Raw genomic sequence first — 19,455 nt, forward strand, 5'->3', positions numbered from 1 at the left:
GACAAAATAAATGTTCGCTGACACACCGCTATCGCCAGCAAGCCGGCTCCTACAGGGGGGGTTGTCAGGCAGCGCGCTCATCACCGGGATTACGCTCAAAGTAGCGCTTGTACTCCCGACTGAACTGCGACGTGCTCTGGTACCCGACCCGATGCGCCACCTGCGCCACGCCCAAGCCCTCCGCCACCAGCAACGTCTGCGCCTTGAGCAAGCGCAAACGCTTCAAATACTGCACCGGCGACAACAACGTGCTGCGCTTGAAATGCTCATGAAAGGTCGACGCACTCATGTTCGCGCAACTGGCCAGGGTCTCGACGTTCAAGGGTTCGGCGTAGTGCGCATGCAAATGGCTGATCGACGCCGCGACACGGGCGAACTGCCCCTGCTGTTCCACCAGCGCGCGCAACACATCCGCCTGCGGCCCGCGCAACGCGACGAACAACAACTCGCGCAGGTGTGACGGCCCCATGATCCGCGCCTCCAGAGGATCGTGCAGACAACGCAACAACCGCTCCACACAGCCGCGCATGCCGTCGTCGAGCACCACCGAGGTCATCGACTCCGGCGTCTGCGCCGCAATTTGCCGCCCCGGCGCCAGTCCCATCGCCAACACCAATTCACCCAGCAGCACCCGGTCAATCGCCACGGAAACCCCGAGCAGCGGCGCATTCGGCAAGGCAAAGGTTTCGCACTCGAACGGCACCGGCAACGCTTGAATCAAGTAATGCCCGGCGCCGTACTCCAGGGTTCGCGGCCCCAAATACGCCAGTTTGCTGCCCTGGGCGATGATCATCAGGCTCGGTTCATAAATATGCGGGCCACGGGCGACGTCACAACTTGCGCGCAGAACTTGCACACCGGGCAACCCGGTCTGGGTGAAACCGTCGCGGGTCGCCAGTGGCTCAATCAGCGAAACCAGCGTGGCATTGGCATCGAGATGACGGGTCAACAACATGGGAGCTCTTCACAAAATAATCACGGAAAAAGGGATGAAAGCATCATCGCAGGTCTGATTGCCCATTGGACCCAACGAACGCAGATGCCGGAGGAATAGGCATGACACCCGGAGGAATCGCCATGGCCGCGTAATGGTACGGCGCCCAGAATGCGCCGCCTCACCTGTCACTGCTTTTGCGAGGTCCACCATGTACACCGCCATCGGATACGCCGCCCAGTCGGCCACTACTCCCCTTGCCCCCGTGAAATTCGAACGCCGCAGCCCGCGTGCCGACGACGTGGCGATCGAGATTCTCTACTGCGGCGTCTGCCATTCCGACATCCATCAGGCGCGCAATGAGTGGGGTATTGCCGTTTACCCGCTGATGCCCGGCCATGAGATCGTAGGCAAAGTGACCGCCATCGGTGCGAATGTCACCCAACATAAAGTCGGCGATCTGGTCGGCGTCGGCTGCATGGTCGATTCCTGCCGCAGCTGCGAGGCTTGCCAGGCCAACCTCGAGCAATATTGCCTCGAAGGTCCGACCATGACCTACGCCACACCCGACCGGGTGGATGGCAGCAACACCATGGGCGGTTACTCCGACAGCATCGTGGTCAGCGAGCACTTCGTGGTGCGCATCCCGGAAAAACTTGACCTGGCCAGCGCCGCGCCGATCCTCTGCGCCGGCATCACCACCTACTCGCCGCTCAAGCACTACGGCGTGAAAGCGGGCGACAAGGTCGGGATTCTCGGCATGGGCGGCCTCGGCCACATGGGCATCAAGTTCGCCAAGGCTATGGGCGCGGAAGTGACGCTGTTCACCCGCTCGGCAAGCAAGGCGGAAGAAGGTCGTCGTCAGGGCGCGGACCATGTGATCGTGTCCACCGATGCCGAGCAGATGAAAGCCGCTGCCGGCCATTTCGACTTCCTGCTGGACACCATTCCGGTGCAGCACGACCTCAATCCCTACCTCGACACGCTGCGTTTCGACGGCGTGCACATTCTGGTGGGGTTGATTGAACCGATTGATCCACCGGTCCACGCGGCCAAATTGGTGTTGGGCCGCCGTGTACTGGCCGGCTCGCTGATCGGCGGCATCGCCGAAACCCAGGAAGTGCTGGATTTCTGCGCCGAGCACAACATCACCTGCGACATCGAAATGCTCGACATCCGCCAGATCAACGAGGCTTACGCCCGCATGATCGCCGGTGACGTGAAGTACCGCTTCGTCATCGACATGGCAACGCTGAAGGTCTAAACCTTAGCGGTTTATACCTTCAAGCCAAGTTCTGCCGAGAGCCGGGCCGTGACCCCTTTGATCAGGGGAATCAGCTCGGCCATTTTTTCCAGCGGCATGTACGGCACGGTGCTGGCGATGCTGATGCCGGCGACGATGCGCTTGCTCGCGTCACGAATCGGCGCCGCCACGCAGCGGATCGACGGTTCGTTGTCTTCCAGGTCGAAGGCGTAACCGCCCGCCACGTACTCAATCATGCGCTGCTGGAACTGCTCCCAGGATTGCTCCGGGTGCTGCGGCCAGAACTGATTTTTCCCACCCGCCGGCAGGCTGACTTCGTACAGCCGCTGCCATTCTTCCTGCGTGTCATCAAGCATCAGCGCCTTGCCGATCCCGGTACGCGCCAACGGCATGCGGTGGCCAACCCGCGAACGCATTTCCGGACCATTGCGCCCCGGATTCTTGTGCAGGTACAGCACCTCGTCGCCTTCACGAATCGCCAAGTGAATGGTGTCGCCGGTCAACGCCGACAACTCATCCAGATACGGACCGGCCAACGTGACCAGCGGCAATTCCTCACGCGCCTGAAAGCCCAGCTCGATCAGCTTCGGCCCCAGCAAATAACCGACTTGCGGCACCACGCGCAGATAACGCTCGTCCACCAGGCAACTGGCCAGACGATGGGTGGTGCTGCGCGTCGTGCCGATCAGCCGGGCGATTTCCTTGAGATCGCGGGCGCCACTGGCCACGGCTTGAACCACACCCAGCCCGCGAAGCAGGGTCTGAGTGCCGGTCGGCGCGGCGTCCTTGGCGATTTTTGGGGCGTCTTCCTGCATATCCAGCCTTTACCGTTGAGCGAGTGAACGGGCGGCATTATGGTCGCCCGACGGCTACGACTACAACTTGATACGCTCGACCTTCCCGACCAGCAGAATGTAGGAAAGCGCACCCAACAACGCGAGAACCGAGATGTAGGTGATCGCTGGAGCGAACGAATCACCGCTGGCGAGGAAACCGATGACAATCGGCGTGGCAATCGCCGACAGGTTGCCGATGAAGTTAAACACGCCACCGGTCAGCCCCAACAAGCGTGCCGGTGCCAGCGTTGAAACCAGTGACCAGGTGATCGAAGCCAGACCGTTACCGAAGAACGCCAAGGCGAGGAAGGCAATCACCAGCGGCGTCGACTCGACGAAATTGGCGCCGATGATCGAGGTGGAAATCAGCAAGCCGCCAATGATCGGCAACTTGCGGGCGAAACCCACCGTGTAGCCGCGACGGATCAGGAAGTCGGAGAAGAACCCGGAACAGAGTACGCCGACGAAAGCGGCGAGAAACGGCAACGATGCCAGCAGGCCGGACTTGATGAAATCCATGCCGCGGTACTTCACCAGGTAGGTCGGGAACCACGTCAGGAAAAACCACAACGTCGAGTTGAGGCAGAACTGGCCAAGGTAAATGCCCCACAACTTGCGCTTGGTCAGGACGATGCCGAGGTCGGTCCAGCTGAATTTGGCCTTGACCTTCGCTTGCTCGGCCTGAATATCCACCAGCCCGCCGCCTTCGCGGATCAGGTCGATTTCAGCGTCGTTGGCGCCTTTGAAATCCCGCGGTTCGCGATACACCGCGTACCAGATCACCGCCCAGAGAATGCCCACCGCACCGGTGCTGACGAACACCATGTGCCAGCCAAATTCATGCTGCAACCAGGCGAGTACCGGCGTCAGGAACGCCAACCCGACGAACTGGCCGGAGGTGTAGAAACCAATGGCCGTGGCGCGCTCACGCTCCGGGAACCAGGTGGTAACCACGCGGCTGTTGATCGGATACGCCGGGGCTTCCAGTGCACCGACCGCCATGCGCAAGACGAACAGCGCAATGAAGCTGGCGGCGAAACCGAGCATCACCGTGGCGATCGACCACAGCAGCAAGGCGAGGCTATAAAGGATGCGCGGCGGGACGCGATCCACCAGCCAGCCGCCGGGGATCTGCATGGCGGCGTAGGTCCAGCCGAACGCGGAGAAGATCAGTCCGACGTGGATCGGGTCGATGCCCAGGTCACTGGTCAGCGCCGGGGCGGCGATGGACAGGTTGCTGCGGTCCAGATAGTTGATCACTACGGTGATGAACAGCAGGACCATGATGAAAAAACGCTTGCGGCTGGGCGCCACCAACGACGCCTGCCCGGTGAGGGTTTGCGGTTGCATGGGGAATGCCTCTTCTTATGTTTATTGAGGTCGGTCTAAAGACTTGCACTGAACCCTGTAGGAGCCGGCTTGCTGGCGATAGGGGTGTGTCAGGCACCATCAATGTTGAATGATGTGCCGCTATCGCCAGCAAGCCGGCTCCTACAGGGGATTTGCGGTGGGTCGGCGATCACTCACCACTCGGCAAAACTGCCATCGGCATGGCGCCAGATCGGGTTGCGCCAGCGGTGGCCGACCGCCGCGCGTTCGATCACGTATTCCTCGTTGATCTCGATCCCCAGGCCCGGGCCGTTCGGAATTTTCACGAAGCCTTTGTCGTAATCGAACACTCGCGGATCCTTGACGTAATCCAGCAGGTCGTTGCTCTCGTTGTAGTGGATACCCAGGCTCTGTTCCTGGATGAACGCGTTGTAGCAAACCGCATCCAGTTGCAGACACGCCGCCAGTGCAATCGGCCCCAACGGGCAATGCAGCGCCAGCGCTACGTCGTAGGCTTCGGCCATGTTGGCGATCTTGCGAGTCTCGGTGATGCCACCGGCATGAGAAGCATCCGGCTGGATGATGTCGACGTAACCTTCGCTGAGCACGCGCTTGAAATCCCAACGCGAGAACAAGCGTTCACCGAGGGCAATCGGTGTGCTGGTCAGCGGTGCCAGCTCCTTCAGCGCTTCGTAGTTTTCGCTGAGCACCGGCTCTTCGATGAACATCAGTTTGTACGGATCGAGTTCCTTCATCAGCACCTTGGCCATGGGCTTGTGCACCCGGCCATGGAAGTCCACACCGATACCGACGTTCGGGCCGACCGCATCACGCACGGCGGCGACGTTGGCCAGGGCCAGGTCGACTTTCTCGAAGGAATCGAGGAATTGCAGCTCTTCGGTGCCGTTCATTTTCACGGCGGTGAAACCACGGCTGACCGCTTCTTTCGCGGCGCGCGCAGTGTCTGCCGGACGGTCACCGCCAATCCACGAATAGACACGAATCTTGTCGCGCACCTGACCACCGAGCAGGTCGCTGACCGACACACCCAAGGCCTTGCCCTTGATGTCCCACAACGCCTGGTCGATACCGGCCAGCGCACTCATGTGGATCGCACCGCCCCGGTAGAAGCCGCCGCGATACAGCACGGTCCAGATGTCTTCGATGTTGCGTGGGTCTTTGCCGATCAGGTAGTCGGACAATTCTTCAACGGCAGCCGCCACCGTGTGGGCACGGCCTTCGACCACGGGTTCGCCCCAACCGGTCACGCCCTCGTCGGTTTCCACTTTCAGGAAGCACCAGCGCGGCGGAACGATGAAGGTGGTCAGTTTGGTGATTTTCATCTCTTCTCTCTCTTATTAGATGCAGCGCGCTCGGCGCCAAAAAAGTCTTAACGCAGAGCGTTCCATGCAGCGACGTAGGCCTTGGCGTTGGACGCCACTTGCGCCGCAGTCATGCCCGGTTTGAACAACCCGGACCCGAGGCCGAAGCCCTTCACGCCCGCATCGATAAACACCTGCATGTTCTCCGGGGTGATCCCGCCCACCGGCGCCAGAATCGTCCCGGCGGGCAGCACCGCCAGCCAGGCTTTTACAACCGCCGGGCCCATTTGCTCGGCGGGGAACATCTTCAGCACGTCCGCGCCTTCCGCCAATGCAGCGAACGCTTCGGTCGGCGTCGCCACGCCAGGCGACAGAAACAACCCGGCGGCCTTCGCGGCACGCAGCACTTTGGGATCGCTGTGGGGCATGACGATGACCTGCCCGCCGGCGGCTTTCACTTGCTCGACCTGCTCCGGCGTCAGCACCGTGCCTGCGCCGATCAGGCAATCGGCAGGCAAGGTACTGCGCAGGATGCGGATACTTTCGTACGGCTCGGGGGAATTGAGCGGCACTTCGATGACGCGAAATCCGGCTGCGTAAAGGACTTCTCCGATAGCTGCCGCTTCCTGCGGGCGCAGGCCACGCAGGATTGCGATCAGACCGTTTTGCGCCAATGCTTGTTTGAGCATGTCAGACCTCCAGTCAGGTTTAACGGGATGGGTTTGGAGTGATCAGCCCGGCGGCGAGCGCCAGTTGCCACAACCCGCGTTCGGTGGCCTGTTCGGCCAGCGTCACTCGGGCAAAACCGCAGGCGTCGAGCGCCCGGCTGTAACGGGCACAGAGTTGGGAATTGCCGATGAGAATGATCGACGGCAGATGAACGCTGTTGCGCCGACGCCGCTGAACCGTGGCCAGCGCCGACAGCTCGTGGCCGATCAACAGGCCGGACAAATAATCCGGTTGCGCACTGCCGCTCAGTTCGCCGGTCAGCCCGAGGCTGCGCGCACTGAACAGCGTCGACAGCGGGCCGATTTCGCCGTCCGCCGACAGGGCCACTTGCACGCCACGGTCAAACGCGTCGCCATCGAAAGACCCACCGCGTTGCTGGGTGCGCCCCAGAATGCTGTGTTCGCTGAGCACCGCGAAGACTTCGCCGGTCATGAAGGTGTCGAAATGCACGATGCAGCCATCGGCCACTTCCACCCATTTCGAATGGCTGCCCGGCAGGCCGATCAACAGATCGCTGCCCGCCTCGCCCGCCAGGTTTTGCAGCACGCCGAGGACCTGGGTTTCTTCACCGCGCATCACGTTCGGCAGGCGCGAACGCTGAATCACGCCCGGCACGATGTGCACATCGACACCGCGAAGACTGCGAATGGTTTGTAGGGAAGTTCCGAGATTGGCAACGTTTGCCGGCGTGTCACGGTAGGCCGCTTCGCACCAGCCTTGCGCGCTGCCAACCATGCCGCAGGCAATCACCGGCAAACCGGGTTGCTCATCGAGCCAGTCACCGCAGGCCTCGTCAAAGGCCAGTTCAAAACCGTCGGTGCATGCCAGACCGTTAATGATTCGCGGCGTCCGGGGCAGCTGCATGATTCCCGATGACAGCGAACGCTGTTCGAGCACCTGGCCACCCGCGGCGAGTTTGTAAGCACGTAATGAGGTTGTCCCCCAATCGAGCGCGATCAATTGCGCCAGCATCGCTTCACCTGTTTTGTTTATTGGCAGTGAGTGAGCTGGACTATAAACCCTGACACGGTAAAATCTCAATATATAAATATACATCCCATATTTTGGGATCAAGCCAAAAAAAGATCGCAGCCCTCGGCAGCTCCCCTATTAGGAGCCGCCGAGGGCTGCGATCCTTTAAACGATCAATTGCCCGCAGCAAAATCCCTTAGCACCGCACCATCCATCCGATACCGCACCCACTCTTCCTGTGGCTGCGCACCCAAGGATTTATAGAACTCGATAGCCGGCTTGTTCCAGTCCAGCACGCTCCACTCAAAACGCCCGCAATCATTGGCGCAGGCAATTTTCGCCAAGTGGCGCAGCAGGGTTTTACCGGCACCGCCACCGCGCTGTTCGGGAGTGATGTAGAGGTCTTCGAGGTATAGGCAGTTGCTGCCGAGCCAGGTTGAATAGCTGAAGAAGAACACCGCAAAGCCGATCGGCAAACCGTCGCGCAGGCAGATCAGGCCGTGGGCGGTGGCGCCTTCGCTGAACAGGCTGCGCTCGATGTCGGCGACGCTGGCGATGACTTCGTGGCGGGCACGTTCGTAATCGGCCAGTTCAGTGATGAACGCGAGGATTTGCGGAGCATCGCTGGGGGTCGCCGGGCGGATTTCGATCGTCATGGACGTGCCTTCGTCAAAAGTGGAAAACGCCATACTAAGTCGGCGCGCAACGCTCGTCACACTGGAAATTCAAAGCTGATCTATGGAGGATGTGGAGCCGCTGCCCCAACCGTTTTCACTTAACAGGACGTTTATGACGACTGATGCTTTCGCGCCGCTGCCAATCCTCGCCGCCAGGTTGCTGCCCCACGCACTGGAACCCACGGAAGACGGCGCCCACGATGTGTCGCACCTGCAGCGGGTCTGGCACAACGTGCGCACTCTTCATGCCGAGGAAGGTGGCGATATTGAAGTGCTGCTGGCAGCGGTGCTTTTGCATGATTGCGTGTCGGTGGAGAAGAACTCGCCGTTGCGTTCGCAAGCATCGCGGCTGGCCGCCGAGAAGGCCTCTGCAGTGTTGACCGACATGCACTGGCCCAGCGCAAAAATCAGCGCCGTTGTACACGCCATCGAGGCCCACAGCTTTTCTGCCAACATCACTCCAAGTTCCCTGGAAGCGAAAATCATGCAGGACGCCGACCGTCTCGATTCCCTTGGCATGCTCGGCGTTGCGCGCACCTTTTACATCGCCGGTCGCATGGGCAGCGCGCTGTATGACCCACAAGACCCGGAAGCGAATGCGCGGGAATACGATGACAAGCGCTTTTGCCTCGATCATTTCCAGACCAAGCTGCTGCACTTGGCAGACGGCTTCCAGACCCTCACCGGGCAACGCCTGGCCCGCATCCGGCATGAACGTTTGAAAAATTTCATGGAGCTGTTCAAGGAAGAAATCGGCATCGGCTGAGTGCATTACTCCGCCCACCACTAACCCTGGAATCGATAACCTCAGACCTAACATCGGCGCCTTGCATGATAGATAGATGACACTCTCCGTTATCGGGTCAAGGAAGCGCGTCATGTCTACTGCTCCACCTCAGGTCTCCAGCAAACTGTTCGGCCTGTTTTGCCTCGCCAGTTATTTGCTGTCGCTGTCCTATGGCTCGACGTTTTTGCTGTCGCTGTTGATCGGCTCGCGCGGCGGTAATGAACACGATGCCGGCAGTGTGATTTCGGCGGCGATGCTCAGTACGTTTGCGGCGGTGATCGTTTCCGGGCACTTGTCCGACTGGCTTGGCGCGGCGCGTTCGATTGCGCTGTTCGGCGTGCTGCTGGTGGCGGCCAGCCTGGGTTTTGCACTGACGCCGGGCTTCGGCCATCTGCTGCTGTTTTTCGGCTTGCTGCTGGGTTTGGGCTGGGGCGTTTTCTATACGCTCGGGCCGATCATCGTCGCCAGCCTTGTGACGCCTGCCCAGCGGGCCAGATATTTCGCGCTGCTGTCGGGCAGCATGATGACCGGGATCGGCAGCGGCCCGTTGCTGGGCCGCGCAGCCAGTGCGCTGGGCTATCCCGTAACGGCGGCGTTTTACCTCGCGGCGCTGGCCAGCCTGATCGGCGTTTTACTGTTCTGGCGCCTGGACGCGCAGCTGAAAAAAGCGCCCTCGCCTACCGCTGCGGTCGCACGCATTTCCTGGCACGCAACCCGGCAGATTTTGTCGTCCCGCGCAGTGTTCCCGATCCTCATGGTCGGCCTCGGCGGCTGCGTGTTCGGCGGTCTGTCGAGTTTCCAAACCAGCTACGCGGCGTCTCGTTCGCTGGATTACTCGCTGTTCTTTTTCGGCTTCATGGGCGCGGCGATCAGCAGCCGGATGGTGATTGCCGGATTCGTGGTCAAGCGCGATCCGTTCCGCGCGTCTTGCCTGTTGTCGGGGCTGATGATGGTTTCGATTGTGATGTTCGGTTTTGTGGTCGACAGCGGCTTCAGCTACGTGCTCGCGGCGATAATGCTCGGGGTCGGTTACGGGCTGACGTATTCGGTGATCAATGGCCTGGCGGCGAATGAAGCGCCGCACGGCACCACCGCGCAAGCGTTGCTGCTGTTCAGCCTGTCGTACTTCATTGGTGTGTTCGGCTTTCCGTTGCTGGCCGGGAAGATCATCGTCGAACACGGGATGGCGACACTGTTGCTCACCGTTCTTGCCGTGGCGTTGTTGAACTGGCTGATCACCGTGGGCCGCCTGATCTGGCGCCGCTACACGGTCAAAACGTTGCAAGAGGCCTGAACCGTTCGTTGTTCATTAGTATCCATGAGCGTCGATAAAACCGATCAAGCTTGGTGCGGCTGGGGTTGAGGCGGCGCGCAAGCTGGACGTGTAAACGTTTGAGGACCCCTTCGCGGGCAAGCCTCGCTCCTACAAGGGATCGCGTAGTTCTTGTAGGAGCGAGGCTTGCCCGCGAAGACGTCAGATCAGGCGCCGAAACTCTCGCTGATCAACGCATCCACCTCATCCGCCCCAGGCGAAGTCGCCGGCCCCCACCGAGTCACCGCCAGCGCCGCAGCCGCATTCGCCCGCCGCGCCGCTTCACCCGCCGACAACCCTCGCGCCAACCCGGCCACAAACACCCCGGCATGGGCATCCCCGGCGCCGTTGCTGTCCACCGCCTCAACCTTGAAACCCGGCACGTGCTGACGCTCGCCATGCTGATGAATCCAGCACCCTTGCGGACCGTCGCGAACCACCATCAACACCTTCGACGGCAGATGATCGGCCAGTCGATCCAGCGCCTCGGCAATGTCCGACGCCCCGGTAAACCGCAGCGCCTCGACGCTGTTGCTGGTCCACACATCGATGCGCGGCAACAACGCCTGCATCAACGGCGCATCGGGTGATTCCACCAGCGGGCCCGGGTCAAATACGACATTGATCCCGGCGGGCAAATCCAACACCCAATCCACCAGCGCCTGAGCCTTGCCGACATGCAACAGGCTGTAGCCGCTGACGTAGACATAGTCGCCCGCCTGCGCCGCTACGCTGTTCAAATCCTCTGCGGACACTTCACCTTCGGCGCCGATGTAGGAAACAAAACTACGTTCAGCCGAGGCGTCCGTGATCGCTACGCACAACCCCGTATCTCGTTCAGCACTGTGAGCAATGCCGATGCGAATGCCTTCAGCCTTCATCGCCTCACGCGCCAGATCGCCGAAACGACCGCTGCCGTGACGGCCCAGGTAAACCACCGGCAAGCCATTACGCTGAGCGGCGGCCATCACATTGAACCCGCCACCGGCTTCGAAACTGGCGGATTGCGCCAGTACGTCGCCGCCGGCTTGAGGCAGTTTATCCACGGCCATGACCAGGTCGATGATGACCTGGCCGGTGTGCAACATTTTAGGCATGAGCATTCTCGAGCGACGCGGCGCGGCGATCCCTGGCCCCGCCGAGTACAAAATAAATCCCGCCGGCGACCAGGAACGTCACGATCCAGCCAAGGCCGTTATGCCCCAGCCACGAGTCGGAGAGGAACCCACGGAACCAGACGGTTTGTTCGGTGGTGCCAATGGTGGTGAAGCTGAAACCCAGCACGATCGCCAGGGCCCACGCACCGAAAGCACGCCACTCGACGCCGCCGCGATACCAGTAGGCGCTGCTCGGGCTGACGTCCAGCAGGTCTTTGGGGCTGTAGTAATGACGATGAATCAGGTCAACGACGAAGATCCCGACCCACGCCGTGATCGGCACGGCCAGCAGCGAAATGAAGGTGATGAACGGGCCGTAGAAACTGTCGGCGATCAGCATGAAGTAAATCGAACCGGCGAAAATCGCGACGATGTCGACCACCACGGCGTAGACGCGCTTGACCTTCAGGCCGAGGGTCAGCGTGGTCAAGCCGGCGGAATACACCGACAGGTTGTTCGACAGCAGCAAGCCGCCGAACGCGGTGATCAGGTACGGCACGGCCATCCAGGTCGGCAGCATGTCGCGGATCGCGATGATCGGGTCAGTGGCCGACGCCAGGTCGTTGTTGCCCACCGACAGCAGGCCGCCGAGGGTGATCAGCAACACCAGCGGGATCCCGGCACCAAACGCGGCGGAAGCCACCAGACGTGCCGCCTTGACACTGCGATGCTGATAACGCGACATGTCCGCACCGGCGTTGGCCCAACCGATCCCGGTGCCGGCGGCCATGGTGCCGACGCCGATGATCATTGCGCTAAGCGGTGCAGGCGTGGCGTTGAACACGGCGCTCCAGTCGATGGTGGCGCAGAGGAAACCGCCGACCAGAATGTTCAGCGCGCCGAACACATAAGTCGCCCACTTCTGAATCACCAGCAACGTCGCGTGACCGAGGCCGGACACCGACAAGGTCAGCAGCACGAAAATCGCGATGAAGATCAGGGTCAGCACCGGTGCGCTTTTGGCTTCCACCGGCGAGCCGAACAGGATCGAGCACAGCGACAGCAACACGAACGCGGCGGTGGTGGTGTTGACGGTTTCCCAACCCAGCCGCGACATCAGCGAAACCAGGGTCGGGCCGATGTTGCCACGTACGCCGAAGATCGCCCGCGACAGCGTCAGGCTCGGTGCGCGGCCACGGCGACCGGCGATGGAAATGATCCCGACCACCGCAAAGGAACCGGCAGCGCCGAGGATCGCGACGATGATCGCCTGCCAGATCGCCAACCCGCGAAACGCCACCAGCGTAGCGCCGAGCGGCAGGCCGAGGATGGAAATGTTAGCGGCGAACCAGACCCAGAACAGCTGCAGCGGATGCCCGTTGCATTCGGCTTCCGGCACCGGCTCGATGCCCCGGGTTTCCAGTTGCCCGGCGCTTTGCCCGGCGTTCGATGAACTCATGTGAAATGCTCCTGTTGCCTTTGTTGTGGTTATGGGCAATGACGGAAGACGAAAACAACATCCCGGCTGTCCTGGCCAAGTCAGTGCGATCCATTGCGGGTGAAATATTCAATATGCGGCGCGCCCTTCGCGAGCAAGCCCGCTCCCACAGGGATCGTGCAAACCTCACGGGACACGCTGTACCTGTGGGAGCGGGCTTGCTCGCGAAGAGGCCAGCCCAGTCAACGCAAAGCCAACAGACCCTGCACCAACGGCTCCAACTCCAACGAGTTAACGGCTTTGACCTTATCGATCATCGCCACCGGCCAACTCTCAAGCCCCAGGCAAGCCCCGAGCATGGCCCCCAGAATCGCCGCGATGGTGTCGGTGTCGCCCCCCAGACCTGCGGCCATGCACAGCGCGTCGAAGGCATTTATTTCACCGATGGCCACTTGCTGCGCCAAGGCAAACGAAACTACCACCGACTCCTGCGAAGCCACCGACGTGCCAATCACGTCGTACATCAAATCCGCCAGCATCGCCTTGTCGCTGTCGACGCTGATCGTCCGCGCCCAACTGATGCGCGAGGCAATGCGTCCGCCCGCGACCCAGTGACCGTGGCTTTCCGCTTGCTGGGCGATTTGCTGGCCGAGGTTCAATGCCTCGCCGAGGTCCATGCCGTTGATGCCGGCCGAGACCACCGCCGCCACCGCCGCCGCGCTGGAGATGCCCAGCGTGGTGTTGTGGGTGACCTGGCAGGCCTGCACCACGGCGTTGATGAAACGCTCGGGATCGCGGACATCCGCCGAAATGCCGACGGGTGTTATGCGCATCGCCGCGCCGTTGGTGGTGCCGTAGCGCCCCGCTTCTTCCGGCGAATGACCGGCGAGGATCATCTCGATCGCCCGTTTGGTCGACGGCCCGAGCAAATCCTGCGAGCCCTTGGCCTGCATCGCGGCTTCCCATTCGATCAGCCGTTGCGCCAATACCGACGGTTCGATCCTGCCCTTGCCGTCGATCAACAACTGACCGACCAGAATGGCCTGTTCGGTGTCGTCGGTGATCGAGCCTTTAGGCATGTTGGCCGCAATCGGTTGATTGGGGCCGGCGTCTTGCAGATCGGTGATTTCACCGAAACGCGCCTTGATGACGGCGCGGCTCAGCGATTGCGTCGGCATGCCCAGCGCATCGCCCAGGGCCAGTCCGTAAAACGCGCCCAGTGCACGATTGAGCGCGGTCATTGTGGGTTTCCAAATTGCAGGTGCAGGCGAAAGTGCACGGGATCGAGCAGGCTTTCGACCTGCTCCATGAAGCGGTTCTGCCGATCGTAGGTGGTGCGCAAGGCTTTGAGGAACACCGTGCCGACCGGACGACCGAGCAGCTCGGCGTCTTCGGCGTTCAAGGGTTCGGCGCCGATCCATTGATCGCCGCGCTCGCCGATGTAGCCGTACGCGGCCAGGGTGATGGTCAGGGAATTGTCGATCAGGCCGACACGCGGCAGGCTTTCCAGGCCTCCGGTGGCGGGCATCAATGAGCGTTCGAGGGAAACCAGCTTGCCGTCGGTGGAACGACGGCGGCGGTCGAGGGTGATGAATTGGTCAGTGCCGAAACGCGGCAGCAGGTCGGGGCGAGTCACCGCCTCGAGCCGCAGCACTTCGGTATTGATCAGCGCCCCGCTGTCGGCCAGCGCCTGCGCCCAACCGCTGCGCTGATCGAGCACCACCCCGTCGAACGTGACGATGGAACCGACACCACTTTGCGTCGCGATGTAGTTGCGCCGTTTCAATTCGGCCAGGGCTTCACGCAGCGTACCTCGGCTGACTTTGAATTCTTGAGCCAACTGATGCTCGCCCGGCAACTGAAAGCCGTCCTCCATGAGGCCGCTTTCAATGCGCCGGATGAGTTCGTCGACCACCCGTTGTTTCTTGTCAAATCGTACCTGTCTAATCATGTACAAATTGATACCCGAAACGACTTGTAACAGGCAAGACATATTTAGGGGGGGTGACGGAAGGAGGCAGTCGCGAGGTGAATCAGGTTCATCGCCTTCGCGGGCAAGCCTCGCTCCTACAGGTTAATGTCAGTCGCGTAATCCATGCACGACACATTACCTGTAGGAGCGAGGCTTGCCCGCGAAGGGGCCAGCACAGACAACAAAAATCTCAGCGTTGTTTCAGACGGTCGATAACCACAGCCAGTAGCAAGATCGAACCACGAATCACGTACTGATAAAACGTATCGATGTTCTTCAGGTTCATCGCATTCTCGATGATCGCCAGAATCAACACCCCGGCGATCACATGCCGGATCATGCCGATCCCGCCACTGAGCGAAACCCCGCCAAGCACACACGCCGAGATCACCGTCAGCTCGAAACCCTGCCCGATCATCGGCTGGCCGGAAGTCATCCGCGACGCCAGAATCACCCCGGCCAACGCCCCGATCACACCGTGCACGGCGAAGATGATGATCTTGGTCCGGTCAACGTTGACCCCGGCCAGCAACGCCGCTTCCTGGTTGCCGCCGATGGCCATGGTGTTGCGCCCGTAGGTGGTGTAATTCAGCAGCCAGCCGAAAAACAGGAAGCAGGCAATGGTGATCAGGATCGGCACCGGCACGCCAAACAACTGGCCGTTACCGAAGACGAAGAACGACTCCTGCGACACGCCCACCGCTTTGCCATTGGCAAAAATGTAGGCCAGACCGCGAACGATCTGCATGGTCGCCAACGTAGTGATCAATGCATTGACCCGCAGCTTGGCGATCACGATCCCGTTGATCAGCCCGACGATCAACCCCATGAACAGCGCCGCCACCACACCGAGAAAAACGCTGTCGGTGTCGCGCATCACCACCGCCGCGACCACGCCGGCACAGGCAATCACCGAGCCCACCGACAAGTCGAAATGCCCCGACGCCAGGCAATACAACATGGTGCACGCGGCTATCCCGGTGGTGGAAATCGCCAGGCCCAGACCGCGCATGTTCAGCGGCGAAAGGAAGTTGTCGATCAGCAAGGTGCAGAGCACAAAGATCCCGACGGCCGCGAGCAACATCACCCAGTCATCGAGAAAGCGCCGCAGGTCCAGAGGTTTGCGCTGGGTGGGCAGAGCGTTGTTTTGGGTTGTCATCATAGTCACCTCTCAGTTCGCCACGCCGTCAGCACGGTGGCGCGGCAAAGCCAGTTGCAGCAGGTTGGATTCGTTGGCCTCGTCACGGGACAGTTCGCCGCGCATCGCGCCTTCGCAGAGCACCAGGATGCGGTCGGAAATACCCATCACTTCCATCAGGTCGCTGGACACCACGATCACCGCGATGCCGCTTTCAGCCAGGTTATGGATGATCTGGTAAATCTCGGCCTTGGCGCCGATGTCGATGCCGCGAGTCGGTTCGTCGAGCAGCAGGACTTTCATCGGCATCGACAGCCAGCGGCCGAGAATCGCCTTCTGCTGATTGCCGCCGGACAGGTACATGATTTTCTGCTCCGCGCTGGGCGTCTTCACTTTCAGCGCCTTGATCTGCTTGTCGGCGTTGCCCTTCTCCCACAGGCCGCGCAACAGGCAACCGAAGGTGGAATGGGCGCCGCGCGCGCTGATGTTGATGTTCTCGGCGACGCTGGAGAGCGGCATGATGCCCTCCTTCTTGCGGTCCTCGGGACACAGCAGAATGCCGGCGGCAATCGCATCGCGGGGTGAACGCAGTTTCAGTTCATGCCCGCGCAATTCCAGGCGCCCGGCGGTGTTGCGCTCAAGGCCGCTGAGCATGCGGAACAGCTCGGTTCGCCCTGCCCCCACCAGACCAAACAGCCCGAGGATCTCGCCTTTGTGCGCATCGAAACTCACCGGCTCACGCAAGCCCGGCCCGAGCAGACCGTCGACCCTCAACGCCACCGCGCCACGCTGGCGCGGGCGGTAATCGTAGATGTCCTGAATGTCGCGCCCGACCATGCACGTGACCAATTGATCGTGGGTCAGCTCGCTCATGTCCTCGAAGGTGCGCACGTAGCGGCCGTCCTTGAACACTGTCACCGCGTTGCAGATGCGGAACACTTCTTCCATGCGATGGGAGACGTAGAGCACCACTTTGCCTTCGTCGCGCAGGCGCCCGATGATCGCCATCAAGCGATCGATCTCCCGCGCCGAGAGGCTGCTGGTCGGCTCGTCGAACGCGATCACATGCGCGCCCCGGGACAACGCCTTGGCGATTTCCACCAGTTGCCGTTGACCGAGGGACAGGCGCCCGACTTTCTCCTGCGGATCGATTTCATCGGCCAGGCCCTTGAGGCAGGCCAGTGCTTGTTGTCGCAGTGCGTTGCGATTGATCAGGCCGAAACTGGCAGGCAAATGACCGAGGAACAGGTTTTCCGCCACGGTCATTTCCGGCACCAGATGCAGTTCCTGATGGATCACCGCCACCTTGTTGCCGATGCTGTCGGCGGTGGACTTGAAGACCATCGTTCGCTCGCCGATCTGCAGGTCGCCGCTGTTCGGCGTGTAGGCGCCGCCGAGGATTTTCAGCAGGGTCGATTTGCCGGCGCCGTTCTCACCCATCAAGGCATGAACCTGACCCGGATGGGCGACGAAGCTGATGCCGTCCAGCGCCTTCACCCCGGGAAAGGTCTTGCCGATCCCGTTGAAGCGCAGGCTGCCGCCAACGCTGTCGTGTTGTGTCTGTACTTGCGCGTGCATAAAACACCTCATCACACAGATCAGGCAGCCCCGTCGCCAGGGCCGCCGATGAAATCAACCGCGCCTCAGTTCCAGAGGCCGATTTTTTCCAGTTCCTGCTTGAAGTTGTCGCGCGTGATCAGGGTCACGTCGTCCATCGCCGTGTACTTCGCCGGCTCTTTGCCGGTGGTGACCCACTCGAACATCATGCTGGCGGTGTTGTAACCCTCGATGTGCGGGCTTGGCAGCATCGAGCCGAAGAAGCCGCTGTTGGGCTTTTTCAGTTCGCCGATGGCGTCGGTGCCGTTGATGCCGATGCCGATCACGTTGGCCGCAGCAAAACCGGCGCTCTCGGTGGCGCGTACGCCGCCCAGCACGGTGTTGTCGTTCATGCCGCCGATGATCAGGTTCTTCGCCGCGCCCGGCAGTTTCACCAGCGCCGAGTTGGTGGCGTCCATGCTGCCCGGCACGTCGAGGGTTTTCAGGGCCGAGAACAGGATGTGGTCTTTTGGCATGCCGGCGTCTTCCAGCGCCTTGACCGAACCGTCGGTGCGCTTCTTGCCGGTGTCGAGTTCGTTGTAGGTGTTGATGACCGCGTAGGTGTCTTTCCAGTCCCAGTTGCGTTTTTTCGCTTCGGCGGCCATCGCCGCGCCCTGCTTCTGGCCGACTTCGAACGCCGCCATGCCGAGGTAGGGAACGTCTTCCATGAACTTGCCGCTGGCATCGACGAAGCGGTCATCCACGGCAATCACTTTCAAACCGTTGAGTTTGGCTTTGGCCATGATCGCCGGGCCGAGGGACACGTCCGGCGGGCAAATCACGAAGCCCTTGGCGCCGTTGGCAGCCAGGCTGTCGATGGCGGACAGGGTTTTCTCGCCGTCCGGCACGGCGATCTTGATGACCTTGAAGCCTTTCTCTTTGCCGGCCTTTTCGGCGAAGGCCCATTCGGTCTGGAACCAGGGCTCTTCCGCCTGCTTGACCAGAAAACCGATCTTCACTTCCTCGGCCGCCAGCAAGCTGCTGCTGAGGCTGACCGCGGTGACCGCCAAAGCGGCACAGCACAGGGAACGGATCCCACGACGACGATTCATAAGCTGACTCCTTGTTATTTTTTTTGAGCGTTATTTTTCAAAGCCGGTGCAAACGTTGTAGCAAATAGTCATATCGTATGATGATTGGATTTCAGGCGTAATTCCGCGCCTGAAACCCCGGTTATTCAGTCGTGGTACATCACCGAGCGCCCACCATCGATGGTGATGCACGAGGCGTTGATGAACGGCGCTTCATCGCTGGCCAGGAAGACTGCCGTCATCGCCACTTCAATCGGCTGGCCAATGCGCCGCGGCGGATGCAGATCGAAAGCGCGCTGACGTTCGGCCTGGGGGTCGGCAAAACCGTTCCAGTAATCGACGTTCAATTGGGTTTCGATGTAGCCCGGTGCAATGGCGTTGACGCGAATGCCTTTCGGCGCGTATTCGATGCCCAGTGCGCGGGTCAGGCCGAGCAAACCGTGCTTGGCCACCGGGTACGGGAAGCAGCCGGGAATGATGTGCGTGGAATGGGTCGAGGCGATGTTGATGATGCTGCCGATGCCCTGCTCGATCATCTGCGGCAGCACCGCCTTGCAGCCGAACCAGGCGCCATCGAGGTCGATGGCGAAGCAGCGGCGCCAGTCTTCTTCGGTCATTTCCAGCGGATCGCGGAACACGTTGACGCCGGCGCAGTTGACCAGCACGTCGATGCGGCCGTGCAACTCGACGGCCCTTTTTGCCATCGCGTGCAGGTCTTGTTGATTGGATACGTCAACCTTGATCGCCTGAACATCGAAGCCTTGGGCGCGCCAATGCGCTGCGACGCTTTCGACTTTCTCGCCCTGGATGTCGCTGATGATCAGCCTGGCTTGCTGGCAAGCGAAGGCCGCAACAATCGCCTCGCCGATGCCCTGAGCGGCGCCGGTCAGCAGCACGACCTTGTTTTTCAGGCGCTCGCCCTTCGGCGGCTCGGGCACTGGAGGTAGGGAGAGCGTTTCAGCCATGGATCAGCGCTCCCTTTCGCGGGCACGACAAAAACCGGGCATCTGTCGATGTCCGG

General features: G+C 61.1%; 18 protein-coding genes. 3 read left to right on the top strand and 15 right to left on the bottom strand.

Translation table 11 applies throughout. The features are described from left to right. Window positions 1-64 precede the first annotated feature (64 nt). A complete protein-coding gene (locus IB245_RS14200) occupies window positions 65-955 on the bottom strand; it encodes an AraC family transcriptional regulator (RefSeq protein WP_192227894.1) in 891 nt (296 codons plus the stop codon). Window positions 956-1,145: 190 nt separating this feature from the next. On the opposite strand from IB245_RS14200, the gene IB245_RS14205 reads away from it, so the two are divergent. Then, on the top strand, window positions 1,146-2,198 hold the full coding sequence (locus IB245_RS14205; RefSeq protein WP_008032874.1) for an NAD(P)-dependent alcohol dehydrogenase: 1,053 nt from the start codon (window positions 1,146-1,148) through the stop codon (window positions 2,196-2,198). Between the two features lie 11 nt (window positions 2,199-2,209). Here IB245_RS14205 and IB245_RS14210 read toward each other — a convergent pair whose 3' ends face one another. From IB245_RS14210 to IB245_RS14235, 6 genes are all read right to left on the bottom strand, one after another. Beyond that, a complete protein-coding gene (locus tag IB245_RS14210) occupies window positions 2,210-3,013 on the bottom strand; it encodes an IclR family transcriptional regulator (protein WP_008032872.1) in 804 nt (267 codons plus the stop codon). Between the two features lie 60 nt (window positions 3,014-3,073). Continuing rightward, window positions 3,074-4,384 carry an MFS transporter gene (locus IB245_RS14215; protein WP_008032871.1) on the bottom strand — a complete coding sequence of 437 codons (1,311 nt, stop codon included), beginning with the start codon at window positions 4,382-4,384 and terminating at the stop codon, window positions 3,074-3,076. Between the two features lie 173 nt (window positions 4,385-4,557). Beyond that, the gene (gene dgoD, locus IB245_RS14220; protein ID WP_007903915.1) at window positions 4,558-5,706 is read right to left on the bottom strand and encodes a galactonate dehydratase; all 1,149 of its coding nucleotides are present in this window, start codon (window positions 5,704-5,706) and stop codon (window positions 4,558-4,560) included. Between the two features lie 47 nt (window positions 5,707-5,753). Continuing rightward, window positions 5,754-6,374 (bottom strand): 2-dehydro-3-deoxy-6-phosphogalactonate aldolase, encoded by a 621-nt coding sequence (locus tag IB245_RS14225; protein ID WP_008032870.1) that lies wholly within the window; start codon window positions 6,372-6,374, stop codon window positions 5,754-5,756. A 19-nt stretch (window positions 6,375-6,393) separates the two neighbouring features. Then, window positions 6,394-7,386 carry a 2-dehydro-3-deoxygalactonokinase gene (locus IB245_RS14230; RefSeq protein WP_192227895.1) on the bottom strand — a complete coding sequence of 331 codons (993 nt, stop codon included), beginning with the start codon at window positions 7,384-7,386 and terminating at the stop codon, window positions 6,394-6,396. Window positions 7,387-7,559: 173 nt separating this feature from the next. Further along, the gene (locus tag IB245_RS14235; protein ID WP_008034765.1) at window positions 7,560-8,042 is read right to left on the bottom strand and encodes a GNAT family N-acetyltransferase; all 483 of its coding nucleotides are present in this window, start codon (window positions 8,040-8,042) and stop codon (window positions 7,560-7,562) included. Window positions 8,043-8,175: 133 nt separating this feature from the next. On the opposite strand from IB245_RS14235, the gene IB245_RS14240 reads away from it, so the two are divergent. Both IB245_RS14240 and IB245_RS14245 read left to right on the top strand, forming a co-directional pair. Further along, a complete protein-coding gene (locus IB245_RS14240; protein WP_192227896.1) occupies window positions 8,176-8,829 on the top strand; it encodes an HD domain-containing protein in 654 nt (217 codons plus the stop codon). A 112-nt stretch (window positions 8,830-8,941) separates the two neighbouring features. Then, window positions 8,942-10,144, top strand: coding sequence for an MFS transporter (locus IB245_RS14245; RefSeq protein WP_192227897.1), 1,203 nt, complete (start codon window positions 8,942-8,944; stop codon window positions 10,142-10,144). 185 nt (window positions 10,145-10,329) lie between these two features. Here the strand turns inward: IB245_RS14245 and IB245_RS14250 are convergent, their stop codons facing one another. The 8 genes from IB245_RS14250 to IB245_RS14285 form a co-directional block, all read right to left on the bottom strand. Continuing rightward, window positions 10,330-11,259 (bottom strand): PfkB family carbohydrate kinase, encoded by a 930-nt coding sequence (locus IB245_RS14250; RefSeq protein WP_192227898.1) that lies wholly within the window; start codon window positions 11,257-11,259, stop codon window positions 10,330-10,332. Next, a complete protein-coding gene (locus IB245_RS14255; protein ID WP_008031640.1) occupies window positions 11,252-12,718 on the bottom strand; it encodes a purine-cytosine permease family protein in 1,467 nt (488 codons plus the stop codon). Before IB245_RS14255 ends, IB245_RS14250 begins: the two co-directional genes overlap by 8 nt. A 221-nt stretch (window positions 12,719-12,939) precedes the next feature. After that, on the bottom strand, window positions 12,940-13,938 hold the full coding sequence (locus tag IB245_RS14260) for an ADP-ribosylglycohydrolase family protein (protein ID WP_192227899.1): 999 nt from the start codon (window positions 13,936-13,938) through the stop codon (window positions 12,940-12,942). After that, window positions 13,935-14,648, bottom strand: coding sequence for a GntR family transcriptional regulator (locus tag IB245_RS14265; RefSeq protein ID WP_032828923.1), 714 nt, complete (start codon window positions 14,646-14,648; stop codon window positions 13,935-13,937). The genes IB245_RS14260 and IB245_RS14265 overlap by 4 nt, the downstream gene beginning before the upstream one ends. Window positions 14,649-14,859: 211 nt before the next feature. Beyond that, on the bottom strand, window positions 14,860-15,828 hold the full coding sequence (araH, locus tag IB245_RS14270; RefSeq protein ID WP_032828927.1) for an L-arabinose ABC transporter permease AraH: 969 nt from the start codon (window positions 15,826-15,828) through the stop codon (window positions 14,860-14,862). 12 nt (window positions 15,829-15,840) lie between these two features. Then, the gene (araG, locus tag IB245_RS14275; RefSeq protein WP_192227900.1) at window positions 15,841-17,385 is read right to left on the bottom strand and encodes an L-arabinose ABC transporter ATP-binding protein AraG; all 1,545 of its coding nucleotides are present in this window, start codon (window positions 17,383-17,385) and stop codon (window positions 15,841-15,843) included. Between the two features lie 65 nt (window positions 17,386-17,450). After that, entirely contained in the window at window positions 17,451-18,455 is a 1,005-nt protein-coding gene (locus IB245_RS14280) for a substrate-binding domain-containing protein (protein WP_008031628.1), read from the bottom strand. Between the two features lie 125 nt (window positions 18,456-18,580). Beyond that, window positions 18,581-19,399 carry an SDR family oxidoreductase gene (locus IB245_RS14285; RefSeq protein WP_192227901.1) on the bottom strand — a complete coding sequence of 273 codons (819 nt, stop codon included), beginning with the start codon at window positions 19,397-19,399 and terminating at the stop codon, window positions 18,581-18,583. Window positions 19,400-19,455: the final 56 nt, after the last annotated feature.

It is taken from the genome of Pseudomonas sp. PDM02, from assembly GCF_014852285.1.
Taxonomy (GTDB): Bacteria; Pseudomonadota; Gammaproteobacteria; order Pseudomonadales; family Pseudomonadaceae; genus Aquipseudomonas; species Aquipseudomonas migulae.